Here is a 16,703-nt window from a genome sequence, read left to right on the forward strand (position 1 = left end):
AATGCGAGTCAGTTAGCGGAGGAGAGATAGCCTGTTGAGCCAGCCGTTGGCTGCAGGGATGCCGCCATCGAGCCCCCATGGAAGGGTTTACGGCGGGTTGGCGAAAGAGGATGTCTCTCCCGAACCGTTTAACTGACAAGCATTCGGGCTGCGCACGGGAATTAAGCGGGGGAGCAGACTAGCTCCCCGCAACCGGGTCGTAGGCGATTAGAACGACTTGCTGATATTGATGAGTGGCAAGATCGGGAAGATACCGTTGGCGGCATAGTTGCCCAGACCGATCTGCACGCCGTCCAGATGCTGGGTGGCATTGAACAGCCCGAGCTGGAAGGTGGTGCGCTCGGCGTAGTTGACGAAACCGACGTTGGCCAGGGCATTGCCCTGGGCAATGTTCACCATGCCGAAGTTCAGCCCCTGCATGCTGTTGCCGACGTTGACGAGACCGGCATTCAGACCCTGCGCCTGGTTGGTCAGGTTGACTAGGCCAATATTGACCCCTTGATCCCGGCCCTCATGCCAGTTGACGGCGGTCAATGCCACACCGTGGAAGGATTGTCGCACCCGAGCGGCACCGACGCCGAGGGCAAACTGGATACCGGTAAAGTGGTTGGTATCGGACAGCGCAAACAGCGGCACATCCAGCCCGCTCACCGAGCCGGTCTGACCATACAGCACACTCAGACGAGCGCCGGAGACCTGCTGCGAGGCCGGCAGATTGATCCCCGGCAGAGAGAGTTGCACCGGGGTACTGGCCTGCGCCCAGCTGGCACAGCTCAGGGTCACGGCGGCGGCCAAGAGTCGTAATTGCATCGTAAAGCTCCTTTTATGATGTATGCCGGTTATAGATTCCTGCCGGTGTATTGGTGCGGGAATTCAGCTGCCCGCGACCAGAGTCGCCGCCATCATAAACCACAAACCCCAATCGAGGCTGAATCAGCTGCAGACAGGCGCACAGCGCCAACGACTTTTAGCACGAGTCGGCAGAAACTCAACCCGGCCGCCCGGTCACATCCGCTGGCCGTAACGCTGACGATAGCCCAGGGGCGTCATGTCCAGATGGCTGCTGAAAAAACGGGAAAATACCGCCTGGGAGGAGAAGCAGACCCGTTCGCTGATCTGGGAAATGCTCTGATCCGACTCCACCAGCAGACGGCAGGCCAGTCGTAACCGGCTTTGCTTCAACAATTCGCTGAAACTGGTACCGGCCGGTCGCAGACGCTCGTTCAGGGTCCAGCGACTGATACCGAGCAGGGCACAGACCTGGGGCAAGATGTGCTGCTCCCCCTGCAACCAGGCTTTCTCGAAGGCGTGTTCAATCAGCTCGCTGACTAAACCGGCGAACGTCAACGGCGGCGCTATCTGCTCGCAGCTGCGCTGCAACGACAGCATCTGCCCCTGGTGCAGTACGCGGTTGAAGCAGTGATTCGGCCGATCCAGCTGGCTATTCTCCAGTAACAACAGGTTGTGGGCCTGGGAAAAGTGGCAACGCTGGCCAAAAAAGGCCTCCAGGGCGGAGTCGGAACCGTCGCGCGCTATTTCCAGCCAGATCTGCCCCCGCAGATCCGGAATGCTGTTGCGCAATGCATCAAACATCATGATGAAATTTCCCACCGCTGAAAAATTACCGGCTCTGGGACCTTCAACCACATATTCAACCCGGGTGTGCGTGTCATTCCGGGTTATTAATATCTCATCGCAATCACCCACTATCTTTCGATACTGTTGATATACCTGCAATAATTTCAGGCCGGTTTCCTGATTTAAATAGGAACCGACAAACTCCGGGAAATTGGAATAATTAAAAGTCGTTAATCCTTGTTGGATATTTTTCTCCAATATGGATTTAATAATTATCTCCTGATAATGCCCGGTGAACTGGAGAAATCGGAAATGCTGCTGCGCTGACAGCCGCCCGCCATTTTTTTCCAACACATGCCGACTGATCCCGCACTGCGCCATGATGGTCGACACCACGACGCCCTGGGAATCCAGTATCCCCAGCATGTTCCTCGCTATCAGGTTTGACACACTCTGGCCCATGAGTGTTCTCCTTGCTATGCCGTGAGTACGATTCCCGCCGTGCTCCACGTCATCCGACCCCATCTCCGCCCGGGTGCGGCCGCTTCATCCTCTGTGTGTTGGGGTCCACCGCGCGTTATCGGGCGCATCTGGACTTGTTTGTATCTGGTTATTATTGAATGGTGAACGAATAGCTAAAACGGCCCATTCATTGCGGCGATGTTTATATCAGTCCGACTTCGTTAACAAAGGGATCGGGCTCACAGATAAGGGGTTTATGTGAATGCAACAAACTGTAACGCTGTGACCCTGAAAGCACTTTCATAACCTCCCCCCAAATGCAAAAAAGTTGCCCCCATCGGCCAAAGACAAAATAGTTCAAACCGCTAGGCTAAAGGCCGGAAATAGATTGCTGTTGGCGTGACATAACTATTTGGTAATTATTAAATCACTTGCCTTTCCTATTTCCGATTAACACACAAAGAACCGTGGACTAATTTCAGCCTGCTGCAAAAGGAATGGGAAATGACAACATATAACCACAAGGTCAAGGTGACCGCCGTTGCAACCGCCGTCTCGCTGGTCCTGTTTGGCCTGGTTGGCTGTAACAGCGACTCCGACAATAACACCAGTACCACCAAGGACAACGCCTATTACAAGGCCAAAGCCCAAGCCATCATTGCCAAGATGAGCGCCGATGAAAAAATGAATATGTTGATCGGCCCCGGCTATGACATGTCCACCTTCACCATCAACACCGCCGCGGTCGCCAATCTCAAGGCCGCCGTGGAGGGTGCCGCCGGCTATATCAGCGGCGTACTGAACAGCGATGAGGGCGTGGACGTCGCCGCCGCCGTACTCGCCGATGGCCCGGCCGGGATCCGGATCAGTTCGACCCGGGATGATGAATCCGGCACCTTCTATGCCACCGGCTTCCCGGTCGGAACCCTGCTGGCTTCCACCTGGAACCTGGATCTGGCCAAGAAAGTTGGCGCCGCCGCCGGGAATGAAGCCAAGGAGTACGGGGTCGATTTCTGGCTGGCGCCCGGGATGAACATCCAGCGTAACCCGCTCAATGGCCGGAACTTTGAATACTATTCCGAAGATCCGCTGGTCGCCGGTGCCATCGCCGCCGCTGTCACGGCCGGTTCCCAGTCCGAAGGCGTTGCCACCACCATCAAACACTTTGCGGCCAACAACTCCGAAACCAACCGCATGAACGTCGACAACATCATCTCGCCGCGGGCATTGCGCGAGATTTACCTGCGCGGCTTCCAGTATGCCGTGGAAACAGCCCAGCCCTGGGCATTGATGACCTCCTACAACAAGGTGAATGGTGCCTATACCAGCCAGCGCGCGGATCTGGTCACTCAGGTGCTGCGGGACGAGTGGGGCTATCAGGGTCTGGTGATGAGTGACTGGTTCGCCGGGGATGATCCGGTCGCCCAGCTCAAGGCCGGTAACGATCTGATCCAGCCGGGTGGCGTTAACTTTGCCAACGGCGGCAACTACACCGACTACCTGACCCGAGTGAAAACCGCCTTTACCAGTGGCGAGATCAGCGAAGAGGTGATTACGGACGACGCCACCCGCATCCTGACCCAGGTGCTGAAGACCACCACCAATCAGGGCGTCGGCGGTGGTAACAATCCGGATCTGAATGCTCATGCCCAGATCTCCAAGCAAGCCGCGGAAGAAGGCATGGTGCTGCTGAAGAACGACAATCATGCTCTGCCGATCACCCCAGGCAAGAAGATTGCCGCCTTCGGGATCGCCCAGATCAATACCCTCAAGGGCGGCACCGGCAGTGGGGATGTCCACTCCGCCTATGTCACCTCTATTGCCGATGGCCTGGCCAAGCAATTCACCCTCGACAGCACGCTGAAGAGTTTCTATGACGACTTCTTCGCCGCTAACAAGAAGGAAACTACCGATGCCTTCGGGGTATCAACCATAGTCACCTGTGTCGAGGCGGATGTCAGCGCCAGCGACATCGCCACCTATGCCGCCAATGACGACATTGCGGTCATCACCCTGGGGCGTAACTCCGGCGAAGGTGCCGATCGTACCGACACGGCCGGGGATTATCAGCTCACCACGCTGGAAACCGATCTGATCAGCGATGTCGCCACCGCCTTCCATGCCCAGGGCAAGAAAGTCGTGGTGGTGCTCAACGTTGCCGGTGTCATCGATACTGCGTGGAAAGATCAGGTGGATGGTATCTTGCTGGCTTACATGCCAGGCCAAGAAGCCGGTGATGCGGTGGCCGATCTGCTCTCCGGCGCTGCCAACCCGAGCGGCAAGCTGGCCCAGACCTTCCCGGCCAGCTATGACGATGTTCCTTCCGCCAGCAGCTTCACGGGGGTTGATTCCGATACCGATGGCACAGTCGACACCAACTACTACAACGAAGGCATCTATGTCGGCTATCGCTACTACGACACCTTCAACCAGGAGGTTTCGTTCCCGTTCGGTTATGGCCTCTCGTACACCAGCTTCGAGTACACCCATGCCGCCGTGGCCAGCAATACCCTGGATAGTAAGGGCGCCACCGGCAGCGTGACCGTCACGGCCACAGTGACCAACACCGGCGGTGTCACCGGCAAGGAAGCGGCCCAGGTCTATATCGCGGCGCCCGCAGGCACCATTGCCAAACCGGCCATCGAGTTGAAGGCCTTTGCCAAGACCGCCGCGCTGGAAGCCGGAGCCTCCGAGGATCTGACGTTCACCATCCCGGCCAAGTGGTTGGCCAGCTTCGATGAAGCCAACAACCAGTGGATTGTCGACGCCGGAACCTACCAGGCCTACGTCAGCCCCTCCTCGAATGTTTCCACCACCACGCCGGTGACCTTCACCGTCAGCAACAAGATCGTCATCAGCAACACCACCGCCGGCGCCCTGGCGCTGCCGACTGGCGTGACCGCATCTTCGTTCGAAACTGTGTTTACCGCCAAGTAACACAGTCCCTCTGGCGGGTCTTTGACCCGCCTTTTTTTATCTTCGCGCGACCGGATAGAACATAGACGTTCACCCCTGGAACGAGGGAGGAAGGGAAATACAGATCCAATGTCGCAAAACACCAAAAGCAAAAGGCCACTCCGAAGAGTGGCCTTTTGTCTGAATTTGGTGCCCAGGGTCGGACTCGAACCGACACGGTTATTCACCGGCGGATTTTGAATCCGCTGCGTCTACCGATTTCGCCACCTGGGCGTGCACGCCGTTACCTTGCGGTCTCGGTCTGTTGTGCGGGAGGGATTATACAAATCCCCATCGGCAGCGCAAATGGTTTTTTCCATTATCTCAATCGGTTGATGATTAAATCGTCGATGCGGTCACTGCAACAGGAACCCCGGCTTGAGGTAGACTAGGCAGCCCTGAATCACCCATAACTAAAGCAGTACCCTATGTCGAAAAAGAAACCAAGTCTCCGTCCGGCGGCGAATGATGCCGAACCGACCCAAAAAGTGATTATTCCGACCCACCCCCGCGCCGGGCTGTTTCGTCGTCTGGGCGCCTGGGCGCTCGATCTGCCGCTGGTCGGCATTCTGCTGGGCGCCGCCGCTTTCCTCGGCTACGGTCTGGCGCTGGTGCTGGAAGCCATGGGCCGTCTGGAGCTGGGCGAACACCCGGATGTCCAGCAATGGCTGGCGCACAACACCCTCTATATCCTGTTTCTGACCTGCGTGGTGTGCGGCTTCTATCTGTGGTTCTGGTGCAAGCGCGGCCAGACCCCGGGCATGCGGGTGCTGCGCCTGCGAGTGCAGAACACCGACGGCTCCCACCTCAAGGTGGGTCAGGCGCTGGTACGGATGTTCAGCAGTGCCTTTGGTCTGGGCAACCTGCTGGTGATCTTCGATATCAATCAGCTGGCCTTTCAGGATCACTGGGGGGATTGCGAAGTGATCCTGCTCGATCCGGAAGATATGCAATAACCTGCATCGGACTGCCCGGGCACAGCAGAGCCCGGGCAGTGTCATACCGGTCATTACCAGCAATGCCGGGAAATTCCCTTTCGCCAACACGCCATAAACCCGTCCCTGGGGGCTCGATGACGGCATCCCTGCCGCCAACGGTTGACGGAACGGGAATACTCCCGGCTCGCTCGGCTCAACATGGATTCCGGGCCGTTACTCCCCATTCTGGGGCGCCAGCTTGGCTATTTCCTCCGCTTTTTGCCCATCCCTGCCGCTCGCCATTCGCTCCGAACCCAGGGAAGGCCCGTCATCACCGGCTGAACATCTTGTACACAAGCTGGCACACTCTCTGCTTTACTTAAGCTCAGATACACGCTGCATCTGACGATCCGGGGTCTCCAGATCAAGGCCAGAGCCACAATCTGCAATAGACGACTAGGGTTCCGACCGGTTTAACCGGTGTCTGGTCCGAGAGTGGTCGACCTTCCTCTTGAGGGTTACACGGCGGGATAAAAGCCCGGGAGAAGCAAGGCCATATGGCTCCTGATCTCAGTTGCTTTTAACCAATGTGCTCCCAGGGAGGGAACCCATGAACCATACCGTCACCATCACCCTGCTCCGCCGTCTGCTGTCGCGCCTGTCCGTGGCCCTGCTGTTGATCCCGCTGCTGCTCACCGGCGGCCTGGCTCATGCCGAAGACAAACCCAAGTTCAAGGTCGCCTGGACCATCTACGCCGGCTGGATGCCCTGGGACTATGCCGCCCAGAGCGGCATCATCAAAAAGTGGGCGGATAAGTATCACATCGACATCGAGGTGGTGCAGATCAATGACTATGTCGAGTCTATTAATCAGTACACGGCCGGTGGCTTCGATGGCTGCGTGATGACCAATATGGATGCCCTGACCATACCGGCGGCCGGTGGCGTTGACTCCACGGCGCTGATCGTCGGCGACTTCTCCAATGGCAACGACGGTATCGTGCTCAAGGGACGCAGTACCCTGGGCGATCTGAAGGGGCAGAAGGTCAATCTGGTGGAGCTGAGCGTCTCCCACTACCTGCTGGCCCGTGCACTGGAAACCCAGGGCCTCTCCGAGAAGGATGTCACAGTCGTCAACACCTCGGATGCCGATATTGTCTCCGCCTACGCCACCCCGGATGTCACCGCCGCCGTGACCTGGAATCCGCTGCTGAGCGAGATCGTCAAGACCCCGGGCAGCCACAAGGTGTTCGACTCCAGCTTCATCCCTGGGGAGATCATCGATCTGATGGTGGTCAACAGCGCCACCCTCAAAGCCCACCCGGAACTGGGTAAGGCGCTGACCGGCGCCTGGTACGAAACCATGGCCCTGATGTCCGGTGCCGATGAGCGCGCCAAGGCCGCACGCAGCCATATGGCCAAGGCCTCGGGCACCGATCTGGTCGGCTATGAAGCCCAGCTCGCGGCCACCCGCATGTTCTATCAGGCCAAGGATGCACTGAGCTTCACCAACAGCTCTCAGCTCAAGAGCACCATGCAGCAGGTGGCGGAGTTCTCGTTCGCCCACGGTCTGCTGGGTGACAGCGCGCCGAATGCCCAGCTGGTGGGGATTGAAACCCCCAGCGGCATCTATGGCGACAGCCAGAACGTCAAGCTGCGCTTCGACCCGAGCTTTATGCAGCTGGCGGCCGACGGCAAGCTCTGATCCCCGAAGGCTGACTCGTCAGCGGAGTATAGTCCCATGACCCGACTCATTAATCGCCAGCCGGCGCGTACCAGCCGGCTGCTGTTGGCCCTGCTGCCCTTTGCGTTGCTGCTGCTCTGTTATCTGCTCAGCTCCCAGGCGCGGCTGGAGATCAACCCGCAGGACAAGCTGTTGCCGGGACTGGGCAGTATCGTCGAGGCCATTCAGCGGCTGGCGTTCGAGCCCAGCAAGCGCAGTGGCGAAATCCTGTTACTCACCGACACCCTGACCAGCCTGCGGCTGCTGCTGATTGGCGTCGGCAGCTCTGCGCTGCTGGCGCTGGTGCTGGGGCTCGGCACCGGAGCCATTCCGCTGCTGCGCGCCCCACTGTCACCGCTGGTCACGGCGCTGTCGTTGATCCCGCCGATGGCGATCTTGCCGATCCTGTTTATCAGTTTCGGCCTCGGCGATCTGGCCAAGGTGATGCTGATCGTGATCGGCATTACCCCCATGCTGATCCGCGATCTGCAACTCAAGACCCTGAGCCTGCCCGCCGAACAGCTGGTCAAGGCCCAGACCCTGGGCGGCAGCAGCTGGCAGATCATGCTGCGGGTGATGCTGCCCCAGGTGCTGCCGCGCCTCATCGAGGCGGTGCGGCTGACCCTGGGCAGTGCCTGGTTATTCCTCATCGCCGCCGAAGCCATCGCCGCCACCGCGGGGCTGGGCTACCGCATCTTCCTGGTGCGCCGCTATCTGGATATGGCGGTGATCCTGCCTTACGTCGCCTGGATCACCCTGCTGGCCTTCAGCATGGACTGGCTACTCAAGCAGGCGGCACGCCGGGCCTTCCCCTGGTATTACGGCCGTGGTGGCGAAGGAGCAGCGACATGAGCCAGACCCCGTTATTACAAGCCAAGAATCTGTGGAAGGAGTATGGCGACAACTGCGTGCTGGAGCGCGTGAATGTCACCGTCAATAGCGGCGAGTTTGTCACCATAGTCGGCGCCTCCGGCTGCGGTAAAACCACCTTTTTGAAGCTGCTGTTGGGCACCGAAACCGCCAGCCGCGGTGAACTGCTGCTGGATGGCACGCCCATCGGCAACGAGCCCGACGAGCAGCGCGGCATCGTCTTCCAGCGTTACTCGGTGTTTCCGCACCTGACTGCGCTGCAGAATGTGATGCTGGCTGACGAGTTCGCCGCCAGCCCACTGCTCGGCCGTCTGTTCGGCACTCGCAAGCAGCTGGCGCGGGATCGAGCCGCCGCCATGCTGGAGCGGGTCGGCCTCGCCCAGTCTCTGAACCGTTATCCGGCCGAGCTCTCCGGCGGCATGCAGCAACGGCTGGCGATTGCCCAAGCGCTGATGAAGCAGCCGAGGATCCTGCTGCTGGACGAGCCGTTCGGTGCCCTGGATCCGGGCATTCGCGGCGACATGCACCAGCTGATCCACGAGCTGTGGCAACAGCAGGGCTTGACCATCTTCATGATCACCCACGACCTGCGCGAGGGCTTTGCCCTGGGCAGCCGACTCTGGGTGTTCGACAAGGTGCGGCACGATCCCCAGCAGCCGAACCGCTACGGCGCCCACATTACCTACGACATCCCCCTCGACAAGGGCGGCCCTCTGCCCGACGCGGTACAGCAGGTCACCAGCCGCCCGTCGCCGTCTATGTCTTATCAGGAGTTAGCATGAGCGAATTGATGTATGAAGGCCGGTTACCCGGGGGCAGCCACTGGTCGCTGATAATCCCCAAGGGCACCCTGTTGCGCCTGACCGATGAAGAGGGCGGCGCCAATCTGGGACTGCTGTTTTACAACCCGAAGAATCTGCTGGAGCGTTACAACGCCCCCGATACCTTGAAGTGCCAGCACACCTTCAAGCTGACCCGGGGCCACTGCCTCTATTCGGATATGGGCCATATCTTCTGCTCGATCGTCGAGGACAGCACCGGCTGGATCGACACCGTCGGTGGCACCAGCAATAAAGCCAAAGTGAGTGCCCGCTGGGGGTCACGCGACTATCAGCGCGACCGCAACCTGTGGCTGCAGAACGGCTATGACAGTTTTCTGGTCGAAGTGGCCAAATATGGCCTGGGCGAGCGGGATCTGGCGGCCAATCTGAACCTGTTCAGCAAGGTCGCGGTCAGCGACGGCGGCGATTTGCAGTTTGTCAGCGATCACTCACCCGCAGGCGCCAGCATCACACTGCGCTTCGAGATGGATACCCTGGTGGTGATGCACACCTGTCCCCATCCCATGAACCCGGTGGCGGAATACCCGCGCAAGCCGGTGCGCTATGCCCTGCTGGAAGCGGACCCGGTGGCGGCAGACGATCCCTGCCTCAACTCCCGGCCGGAGAATGGACGTGGCTTTGCCAACAACGCCCGTTATCTCTGCTGCCCACACCATTAATGAAGTAAGGAGTGACTACCATGCTGACCACAAGTCCATTGCTGCCTGAACAGGCCCTGGTGCGCCAGACGGTTCCGGCAGGCGATTACTGGCTGCAGGAGCTCAAGGCCGGACAGACGCTGCGTATTCTGGATCTGGAAGGCAACCAGGCCGCCGATACCCTGTTCTTCAATGCCCGGGATCCGGCCGAGCGTTACAGCGCCATGGATACTATCCGCGAGCAGGGTAACGTCTACCTCACCACTGGCAGCCGTCTGCTCTCCAACCGCGGCAATCTGCTGCTGACCATCAGCGCCGATACCTGCGGTCGGCACGATACCCTGGGCGGCGCCTGCGCCACCGAGAGTAACCAGGTGCGATATGACCTCGACAAGCAGCATATGCACGCCTGTCGGGATAGCTGGTTGCTGGCCGTCAGCGAGAATCCGCAGTGGGGACTCTCCAAGCGCGATATCACCCATAACATCAATTTTTTCATGAATGTACCGGTAACGCCCGAGGGCGGTCTGAGCTTTGCCGATGGCATCAGCGCGCCGGGTAAATATGTGGAGCTGGTGGCCGCCATGGATGTCATAGTCCTGCTGTCCAACTGCCCGCAGTTGAATAATCCCTGCAACGCCTACAACCCGACGCCGGTCGAGATGATCATCTGGGATCCGGCAGCCTAGCCAGCACCGCGCATTTCCGAACCCTATCAGCCCCGGGACGACCCAATGAGGGCTTGCAACAAGGAAGGCGGGACGACCCGCCCGAGTGGAGTCTGATCCCATGTTTGCCAAAGTATTGATCGCCAACCGCGGTGCCATTGCCTGTCGCATCATTCGAACCCTGCAAGCCATGGGGGTGGGTGCCGTCGCCGTCTACAGCGACGCCGATGTCGACAGCCTGCATGTCAGCACCGCCGACGAGGCCTATAGCCTGGGCCCGGGTCCGGCCAGCCAGACCTATCTGGATCAGGAGCAACTGCTGCGCATCGCCCACCGCTGTGGCGCGCAAGCCATACACCCCGGTTATGGCTTTTTGAGCGAAAACCCCGAGTTTGCCCGCCGCTGCGAGGTCCAGGGCCTGGTGTTTCTGGGGCCGACGCCCGAGCAGATGACCGCCTTTGGTCTCAAGCATCAGGCCCGTGCTCTGGCCGAGGCAGCCCGGGTGCCGCTGCTGCCGGGCTCCGGCCTGCTGGCCGATGTGCACCAGGCGCTGGCCGAAGCCGAGCACATCGGCTATCCGGTGATGCTTAAAAGCACGGCCGGGGGCGGCGGCATCGGCATGCAGCGCTGCTTCAATGCCGCCGAGCTGGAAGCCGCCTACGCCTCGGTCAAGCGCCTGTCGGAGAACAACTTCAGCAATGGAGGTCTGTTTGTCGAGAAGTTCATCGCCGACGCCCGTCACATCGAAGTGCAACTGTTCGGTGATGGCCAGGGCGAGGTGATCGCCATCGGCGAGCGGGATTGCTCCGCCCAGCGCCGCAACCAGAAGGTGATCGAGGAGTGTCCGGCCCCCCATCTGAGTGATAAGGTACGGCAGGCGCTACGGGAAACCGCCGTGGCACTGGGGCGCAGCATCGGTTACCGCAGTGCCGGCACCGTGGAATATGTGCTAGATGCTAACACCCAGCAGTTCTACTTTCTCGAGGTCAACACCCGACTCCAGGTCGAGCATGGCGTCACCGAGCAGGTCTTTGGCCTGGATCTGGTGCGCTGGATGATCGAGCTGGGGGCTGGAACCCTGCCACCGCTGGCCGAACTGGCGCAGACCTTGCGGCCCAGAGGCCATGCCATCCAGGTGCGGCTCTATGCCGAGGATCCAGCCCAGCAGTTCCGCCCCTGCGCCGGTCTGCTCAGCCATGCCGCCTTCCCGGTCGTGGATCGTCGCCGCTTGCGCATCGACAGCTGGATCGAATCCGGGGTGGAAGTTCCGGCCTTCTTCGACCCCATGCTGGCCAAACTCATCAGCCATGGCGACGATCGAGCCCAGGCCCTGCAGCAGTTACAGGGGCTGCTGGGCGACAGCGAAGTCTATGGCATCGAAACCAATCGGCACTGGCTGCAAGCCCTGCTGGCCAGCCCGCTGGTGCAAAGCGGCTCGGTCCTCACCCGGTCGCTGAATGATTTTATCTGGCAACCCCAGACCCTGGATGTGCTCAGTGGTGGCACCCAGACCACACTGCAGGATGTCCCCGGCCGCATCGGCTACTGGCATATCGGCGTGCCACCTTCCGGTCCCATGGATAACTGGTCGTTTCGCCTCGGCAACCGGCTGCTGGGCAATTCACCCGATGCCTGTGGCATGGAGATCACCCTGAGCGGCCCCAGCCTGCGCTTTAACTGCGAGCGGCAAATCGTGCTGGCCGGTGCCGAGCTGGACGTGCGACTGGTCAGCGCCTCAGGCGAGAGCCGCAGCCTGCCGTTCTGGCAACGGCTGACGATCCCGGCTGGCAGCCTGCTGCATCTGGGCAAGGTGCAGGGGCATGGTGCCCGCAGTTATCTGCTGGTGGCCGGTGGCTTCGACTGCCCGGCCTATCTGGGCAGCCGCAGCACCTTTACCCTCGGCCAGTTTGGCGGCCATGCCGGACGCGCCCTGCAAAGTGGCGATGTGCTGCATCTGCACGCTGAGCCCGATGCCGCGATCGACGGTGCATCAGCCCCGGATCTGCCAGCTCAGCTGCCCACCGCGCTACAGCCCACGCTGGGTCAGGAGTGGCAGCTGCGAGTCATGTACGGCCCCCATGGCGCCCCGGATTTTTTCACCGACGCCGATATCACGACCCTGTTCAGTAGCGCCTACGAGGTGCATTACAACTCCAGTCGCACCGGCGTACGCCTGATAGGTCCCAAGCCGCAGTGGGCCCGCACCGATGGCGGTGAAGCCGGTCTGCACCCCTCCAACTTGCACGATAACGCCTATGCCATCGGCACCCTGGATTTTACCGGCGATATGCCGGTCCTGCTGGGCCCGGATGGCCCGAGCCTAGGCGGTTTTGTCTGTCCTGTGACCCTGATCAAGGCCGATCTGTGGAAAATGGGTCAGCTCAAGGCCGGTGATCGGGTGCGCTTTATTCCCGTCACCCTGGACGATGCCGAAGCGCTGGAGCGCGCCCAACTCGCCGCGCTGGTCACTCTTGAGCCCGCGGAAGAGCCGCAACTCAACCCCGCCCCCCTCGATACCCCGATCATCAAGACCCTACCCCGGGAAGAGTACGGTGAACAGGTGGTCTATCGCCCCAGTGGCGATGATTACCTGCTGGTGGAGTATGGCCCCCAGGTGCTGGATATCCGCCTGCGCTTTCGCGCTCACGCCCTGATGCTCTGGCTGGAGCGCGCCGCCCTGCCGGGCGTGCTGGAGCTCACCCCCGGCATCCGCTCGTTGCAGATCCACTACGACAACCTGCATCTGCCACGCCACAGCTTGCTGGCGCACTTGGAGCGGGCCGAGCGCGAGCTGACCCGGAGCGACGATCTGCGGGTCCCCGCCCGCATCGTCCATCTGCCGCTCTCCTGGGATGATGAGGCCACCCGTCTGGCGATCCGCAAATATGACGAGCTGGTGCGCAAGGATGCCCCCTGGTGCCCGTCGAATATCGAGTTTATCCGCCGCATCAATGGCTTGGAGTCGGTGGATCAGGTCAAGGAGATCCTATTTAGCGCCAGCTATCTGGTGATGGGCTTAGGCGATGTCTATCTGGGGGCGCCGGTGGCGACGCCGCTGGATCCGCGCCATCGCCTGGTCACCACCAAGTACAATCCGGCCCGCACCTGGACCCCGGAGAATGCGGTGGGGATCGGTGGTGCCTATCTGTGTGTCTACGGCATGGAGGGGCCGGGCGGCTACCAGTTTGTCGGCCGCACCCTGCAGATGTGGAATCGCTATCGGCAGACCACCGAATTCAGCCAGCCCTGGCTGTTGCGCTTCTTCGACCAGATCCGCTTCTACGAGGTCAGCGCCGAGGAGCTGGTGCGCATCCGCGCCGAGTTTCCCCGCGGCCGCTACCCGCTCACCATCGAGGAGACCGAGTTCTCGCTGGCCGAGTATCAGGCCCAACTGGATGCCAATGCCGAGGCCATCACCGCCGCCAAACAGCGCCAGCAACAGGCCTTCGAAGCCGAGCGCCAACGCTGGATCGACAGTGGTCAGGCGCACTTTATCAGTGATGGCGAGGCGATTGCGGAAACCGGCGAGGAGCTGGTGCTGAGCGCCCGGCAACGGGCGGTCGAGAGTCCGGTCTCCGGCAGCATCTGGCAGCTGGCCGTTGCGCCCGGCGATCGGGTGCAGGCCGGTGACACCCTGCTGATCATCGAATCGATGAAGATGGAGATCGCCGTCCAGGCCCTCGAAGCCGGCACCATAGTCAGTATCCAGCGTGAACCCGGCCAGCAAGTCAAAGCCGGCCAATGCCTGCTGGTCCTGGAAGTGGAGTAGCAGGTCTAAACAACAAGGGGAACAAGCCCTCCCCCTGCAAAGGGGGGGGTGAGAGAGAGCGGTCGGAGGATCAGCCTGATTGTAACTAGCTAGCTGCGGCGTTTGAGCAGGTAGAAGGCGACGCCCATAAACAGCAGGCTGGGAGCCGAGGCGCCGAGTGCCGGGGGCACGTCGTAGACCAGGCTCATGGGGCCAAACACCTGATTAGCGACATAAAAAGCGAAGCCCAAGATCACCCCGGTGATGATTCGCGCGCCCATCGGCACCGAGCGCAACGGGCCAAACACGGTACTGGCGGCCAGCAGCATCATGGCGATCACCGCCAGCGGGGCCAGCGCCTTGCGCCAGAGCTCCAGCTGGTAGCGCTCCACCTTCTGCCCGCTCTGTTCCATATAGCGAATGTAGTCATAGAGACCCGAAGCCGAGAGTTCATCGGGAGCTATGGCCACCACTTCCAGCTTGTCCGGGGTCAGACCCATCTGCCAGGATTCGGCCGCCACCATTTCACTGCCGACCTTCTGTTTGTCGGTGAAGAAGGTGCGATGCACCTGCTCCATCTGCCATTGTCCATCCTGATAGTGTCCGCGCTCGGCCTGGGCGGTTTCCAGCAAGTCGGGGCCGGTGCCGAAACGATAGCGGGTAATGCCCTGCAGGGTGCCATCGCGCAGCACAGCGGCGATGTTGATAAAGTCCTGTTGCTCGCGGATCCAGACCCCGGCCGAGGAGACCGTCATCTGGCCACCGGAGACCGCCATGCTCTTGAGGTCATCGGCGCGGCGCTCGGTGATGGGGGCCAGATACTCGCCCACCAGCATGATGAGGATCATCACCGGCAGCACGGTTTTCAGCACCGCCATGACGATATTGAAACGGGAGCGCCCTACCGATTGCAGCACCACCAGCTCGGAGCTGGAGGCCAGTTGGCCGAGCCCTATCACCCCACCGAGCAGGGCACCGATGGGGAAAAACAGCACCAGCTCCTTGGGAATGGAATAGAGCACATACCAACCGGCGGTAATGGCATCGTAACCGCCGGAGCCGACGCTCTTCATCTGCTCCACATATTTGATCAGCGCCGAAAGCCCGACCAGCACCAGGGTACACAGCAGGATGGACATCAGCACGCTGCGGCCCACATAACGATCGAGAATGCCAAACATCAGGCCTTGCCTCCCTTGATACCCAACCGCAGACGGTTGAACCAGCGGGTATCCACCAGATTCAGCGGCAGGGCAAACAGCAATACAAACAACAGCGGCACGCTATACAGCCCGGGGAACGACGGCAGAGAGCCGCGCTCCAGCGCCGCCTTGCCTGCCGACAACAGCAGGAAGTAGCTCAGATAGAGCACAATCGCTGGCAGCAACTTGGCGTAGCGCCCCTGACGTGGATTGACCACCGCCATGGGCACCACGATCAGCGTCAGAATGGGGATCGACAATGGCAGAGCGACCCGCCACTGCCACTCGGCGATGGCTTTCGGGTTGTCGCTGGCCAGCAGCTCCTGCATCGGCATGGCCGAGAGCTTGCGATTGCTGGCTGCCACATCTTCCCGATCCTGGATCCAGCTGCGATATTCGGCAAATTCGGAGATCTTGAACTCCCCCTTGGCGGTGGGCCCTTCGTAGCGTTTACCATCGTTCAGCGTCAGCCACTGCAAGCCATTGCCATCGCGCTGGATATTGCCGGTATCCGAGACCACCACGGTGGGCGCCTGCTTGGCATCGCCCTGCTGCAAAATGTAGATGCGGCTGAGCTCTTTGACCCCCTCGCCTTCGAGGCGATCGATATAGGCGACCACCTTGCCGTTATCCAGATTCATGAAACGACCACTATCCAGGGCAAACAGCCCGGGATCCGCCTTGACCTTATCCAGCAGCAAATATTGTTGCTCCTCGGCCCAGGGGCTGATCCACATGGTATTCAGCGCTGCCACCCCCATGGTGATCACCGCCAGCAGCTGGGTCACCGCCATGGTACTGGTCGGCGTCATGCCCACCGCGCGCATCACCGTCATCTCGCTTTCGGCATATAAACGGCCGTGAGCAAACAAGATGGCGATAAACAAGCTCAGGGGCAGCATCAGCAGCGCCATGCTCGGAATATTCAACGCCAGGACTTCCGTCACCAATTGAGTCGGAAGCGCGCCACGGGCGGCGCGACTCAGGATGCGGATAAAGCTTTGGCTGAGGAAAATCATCAACAAAATCCCGAGTACGGCGACCTGGGTTTTGACGGTTTCTCTAAAGATGTAACGGGACAGGATCACGCTAGCCTCTGG

The 16,703-nt window shown here is 60.5% G+C and carries 12 protein-coding genes, 1 tRNA gene and 1 riboswitch; of the genes, 8 read left to right on the forward strand and 5 right to left on the reverse strand.

Features of this window, described 5'->3' with window-relative positions:
* Nucleotides 1–207 precede the first annotated feature (207 nt).
* Nucleotides 208–810, reverse strand: a complete 603-nt coding sequence (locus ACZYUB_RS12590) for a VC2662 family protein (RefSeq protein ID WP_463948373.1) — start codon at nucleotides 808–810, stop codon at nucleotides 208–210.
* Nucleotides 811–1,005: 195 nt separating this feature from the next.
* Complete coding sequence (locus tag ACZYUB_RS12595) at nucleotides 1,006–2,040, reverse strand: helix-turn-helix transcriptional regulator (protein WP_463948375.1); 1,035 nt, start codon at nucleotides 2,038–2,040, stop codon at nucleotides 1,006–1,008.
* 504 nt (nucleotides 2,041–2,544) lie between these two features.
* Here ACZYUB_RS12595 and ACZYUB_RS12600 point away from each other — a divergent pair.
* Nucleotides 2,545–4,977 carry a beta-glucosidase gene (locus ACZYUB_RS12600; protein ID WP_463948376.1) on the forward strand — a complete coding sequence of 811 codons (2,433 nt, stop codon included), beginning with the start codon at nucleotides 2,545–2,547 and terminating at the stop codon, nucleotides 4,975–4,977.
* Nucleotides 4,978–5,143: 166 nt separating this feature from the next.
* On the opposite strand, the gene ACZYUB_RS12605 is transcribed toward ACZYUB_RS12600, so the two are convergent.
* Nucleotides 5,144–5,229: transfer RNA gene (locus ACZYUB_RS12605), tRNA-Leu, on the reverse strand.
* 194 nt (nucleotides 5,230–5,423) lie between these two features.
* Here ACZYUB_RS12605 and ACZYUB_RS12610 point away from each other — a divergent pair.
* The 7 genes from ACZYUB_RS12610 to uca all read left to right on the forward strand — a co-directional run bounded on the left by ACZYUB_RS12610 (nucleotide 5,424) and on the right by uca (nucleotide 14,422).
* A complete protein-coding gene (locus ACZYUB_RS12610; RefSeq protein WP_463948378.1) occupies nucleotides 5,424–5,951 on the forward strand; it encodes an RDD family protein in 528 nt (175 codons plus the stop codon).
* Nucleotides 5,952–6,357: 406 nt separating this feature from the next.
* A riboswitch (guanidine-I (ykkC/yxkD leader) is annotated at nucleotides 6,358–6,459 on the forward strand.
* A 63-nt stretch (nucleotides 6,460–6,522) separates the two neighbouring features.
* A complete protein-coding gene (locus ACZYUB_RS12615) occupies nucleotides 6,523–7,617 on the forward strand; it encodes a putative urea ABC transporter substrate-binding protein (RefSeq protein WP_463948380.1) in 1,095 nt (364 codons plus the stop codon).
* 36 nt (nucleotides 7,618–7,653) lie between these two features.
* On the forward strand, nucleotides 7,654–8,487 hold the full coding sequence (locus tag ACZYUB_RS12620) for an ABC transporter permease (protein ID WP_460883857.1): 834 nt from the start codon (nucleotides 7,654–7,656) through the stop codon (nucleotides 8,485–8,487).
* A complete protein-coding gene (locus tag ACZYUB_RS12625) occupies nucleotides 8,484–9,287 on the forward strand; it encodes an ABC transporter ATP-binding protein (protein WP_463948382.1) in 804 nt (267 codons plus the stop codon). Before ACZYUB_RS12620 ends, ACZYUB_RS12625 begins: the two co-directional genes overlap by 4 nt.
* A complete protein-coding gene (locus ACZYUB_RS12630; RefSeq protein WP_463948384.1) occupies nucleotides 9,284–10,006 on the forward strand; it encodes an urea amidolyase associated protein UAAP1 in 723 nt (240 codons plus the stop codon). Before ACZYUB_RS12625 ends, ACZYUB_RS12630 begins: the two co-directional genes overlap by 4 nt.
* A 20-nt stretch (nucleotides 10,007–10,026) precedes the next feature.
* Nucleotides 10,027–10,674 (forward strand): urea amidolyase associated protein UAAP2, encoded by a 648-nt coding sequence (locus ACZYUB_RS12635; protein WP_463948386.1) that lies wholly within the window; start codon nucleotides 10,027–10,029, stop codon nucleotides 10,672–10,674.
* 100 nt (nucleotides 10,675–10,774) lie between these two features.
* Nucleotides 10,775–14,422, forward strand: coding sequence for an urea carboxylase (gene uca / locus ACZYUB_RS12640; RefSeq protein WP_463948388.1), 3,648 nt, complete (start codon nucleotides 10,775–10,777; stop codon nucleotides 14,420–14,422).
* An 89-nt stretch (nucleotides 14,423–14,511) separates the two neighbouring features.
* On the opposite strand, the gene lptG is transcribed toward uca, so the two are convergent.
* Together lptG and lptF are read right to left on the reverse strand one after the other, a co-directional pair.
* Nucleotides 14,512–15,582: an LPS export ABC transporter permease LptG gene (gene lptG, locus ACZYUB_RS12645; RefSeq protein WP_463948389.1), complete on the reverse strand. Its 1,071-nt coding sequence runs from the start codon at nucleotides 15,580–15,582 to the stop codon at nucleotides 14,512–14,514.
* On the reverse strand, nucleotides 15,582–16,691 hold the full coding sequence (lptF, locus tag ACZYUB_RS12650; protein ID WP_463948391.1) for an LPS export ABC transporter permease LptF: 1,110 nt from the start codon (nucleotides 16,689–16,691) through the stop codon (nucleotides 15,582–15,584). The genes lptG and lptF overlap by 1 nt, the downstream gene beginning before the upstream one ends.
* Between the last annotated feature and the right edge of the window lie 12 nt (nucleotides 16,692–16,703).

The sequence above is a fragment of the Pseudaeromonas sp. HNCC25DJ182 genome, assembly GCF_055413365.1.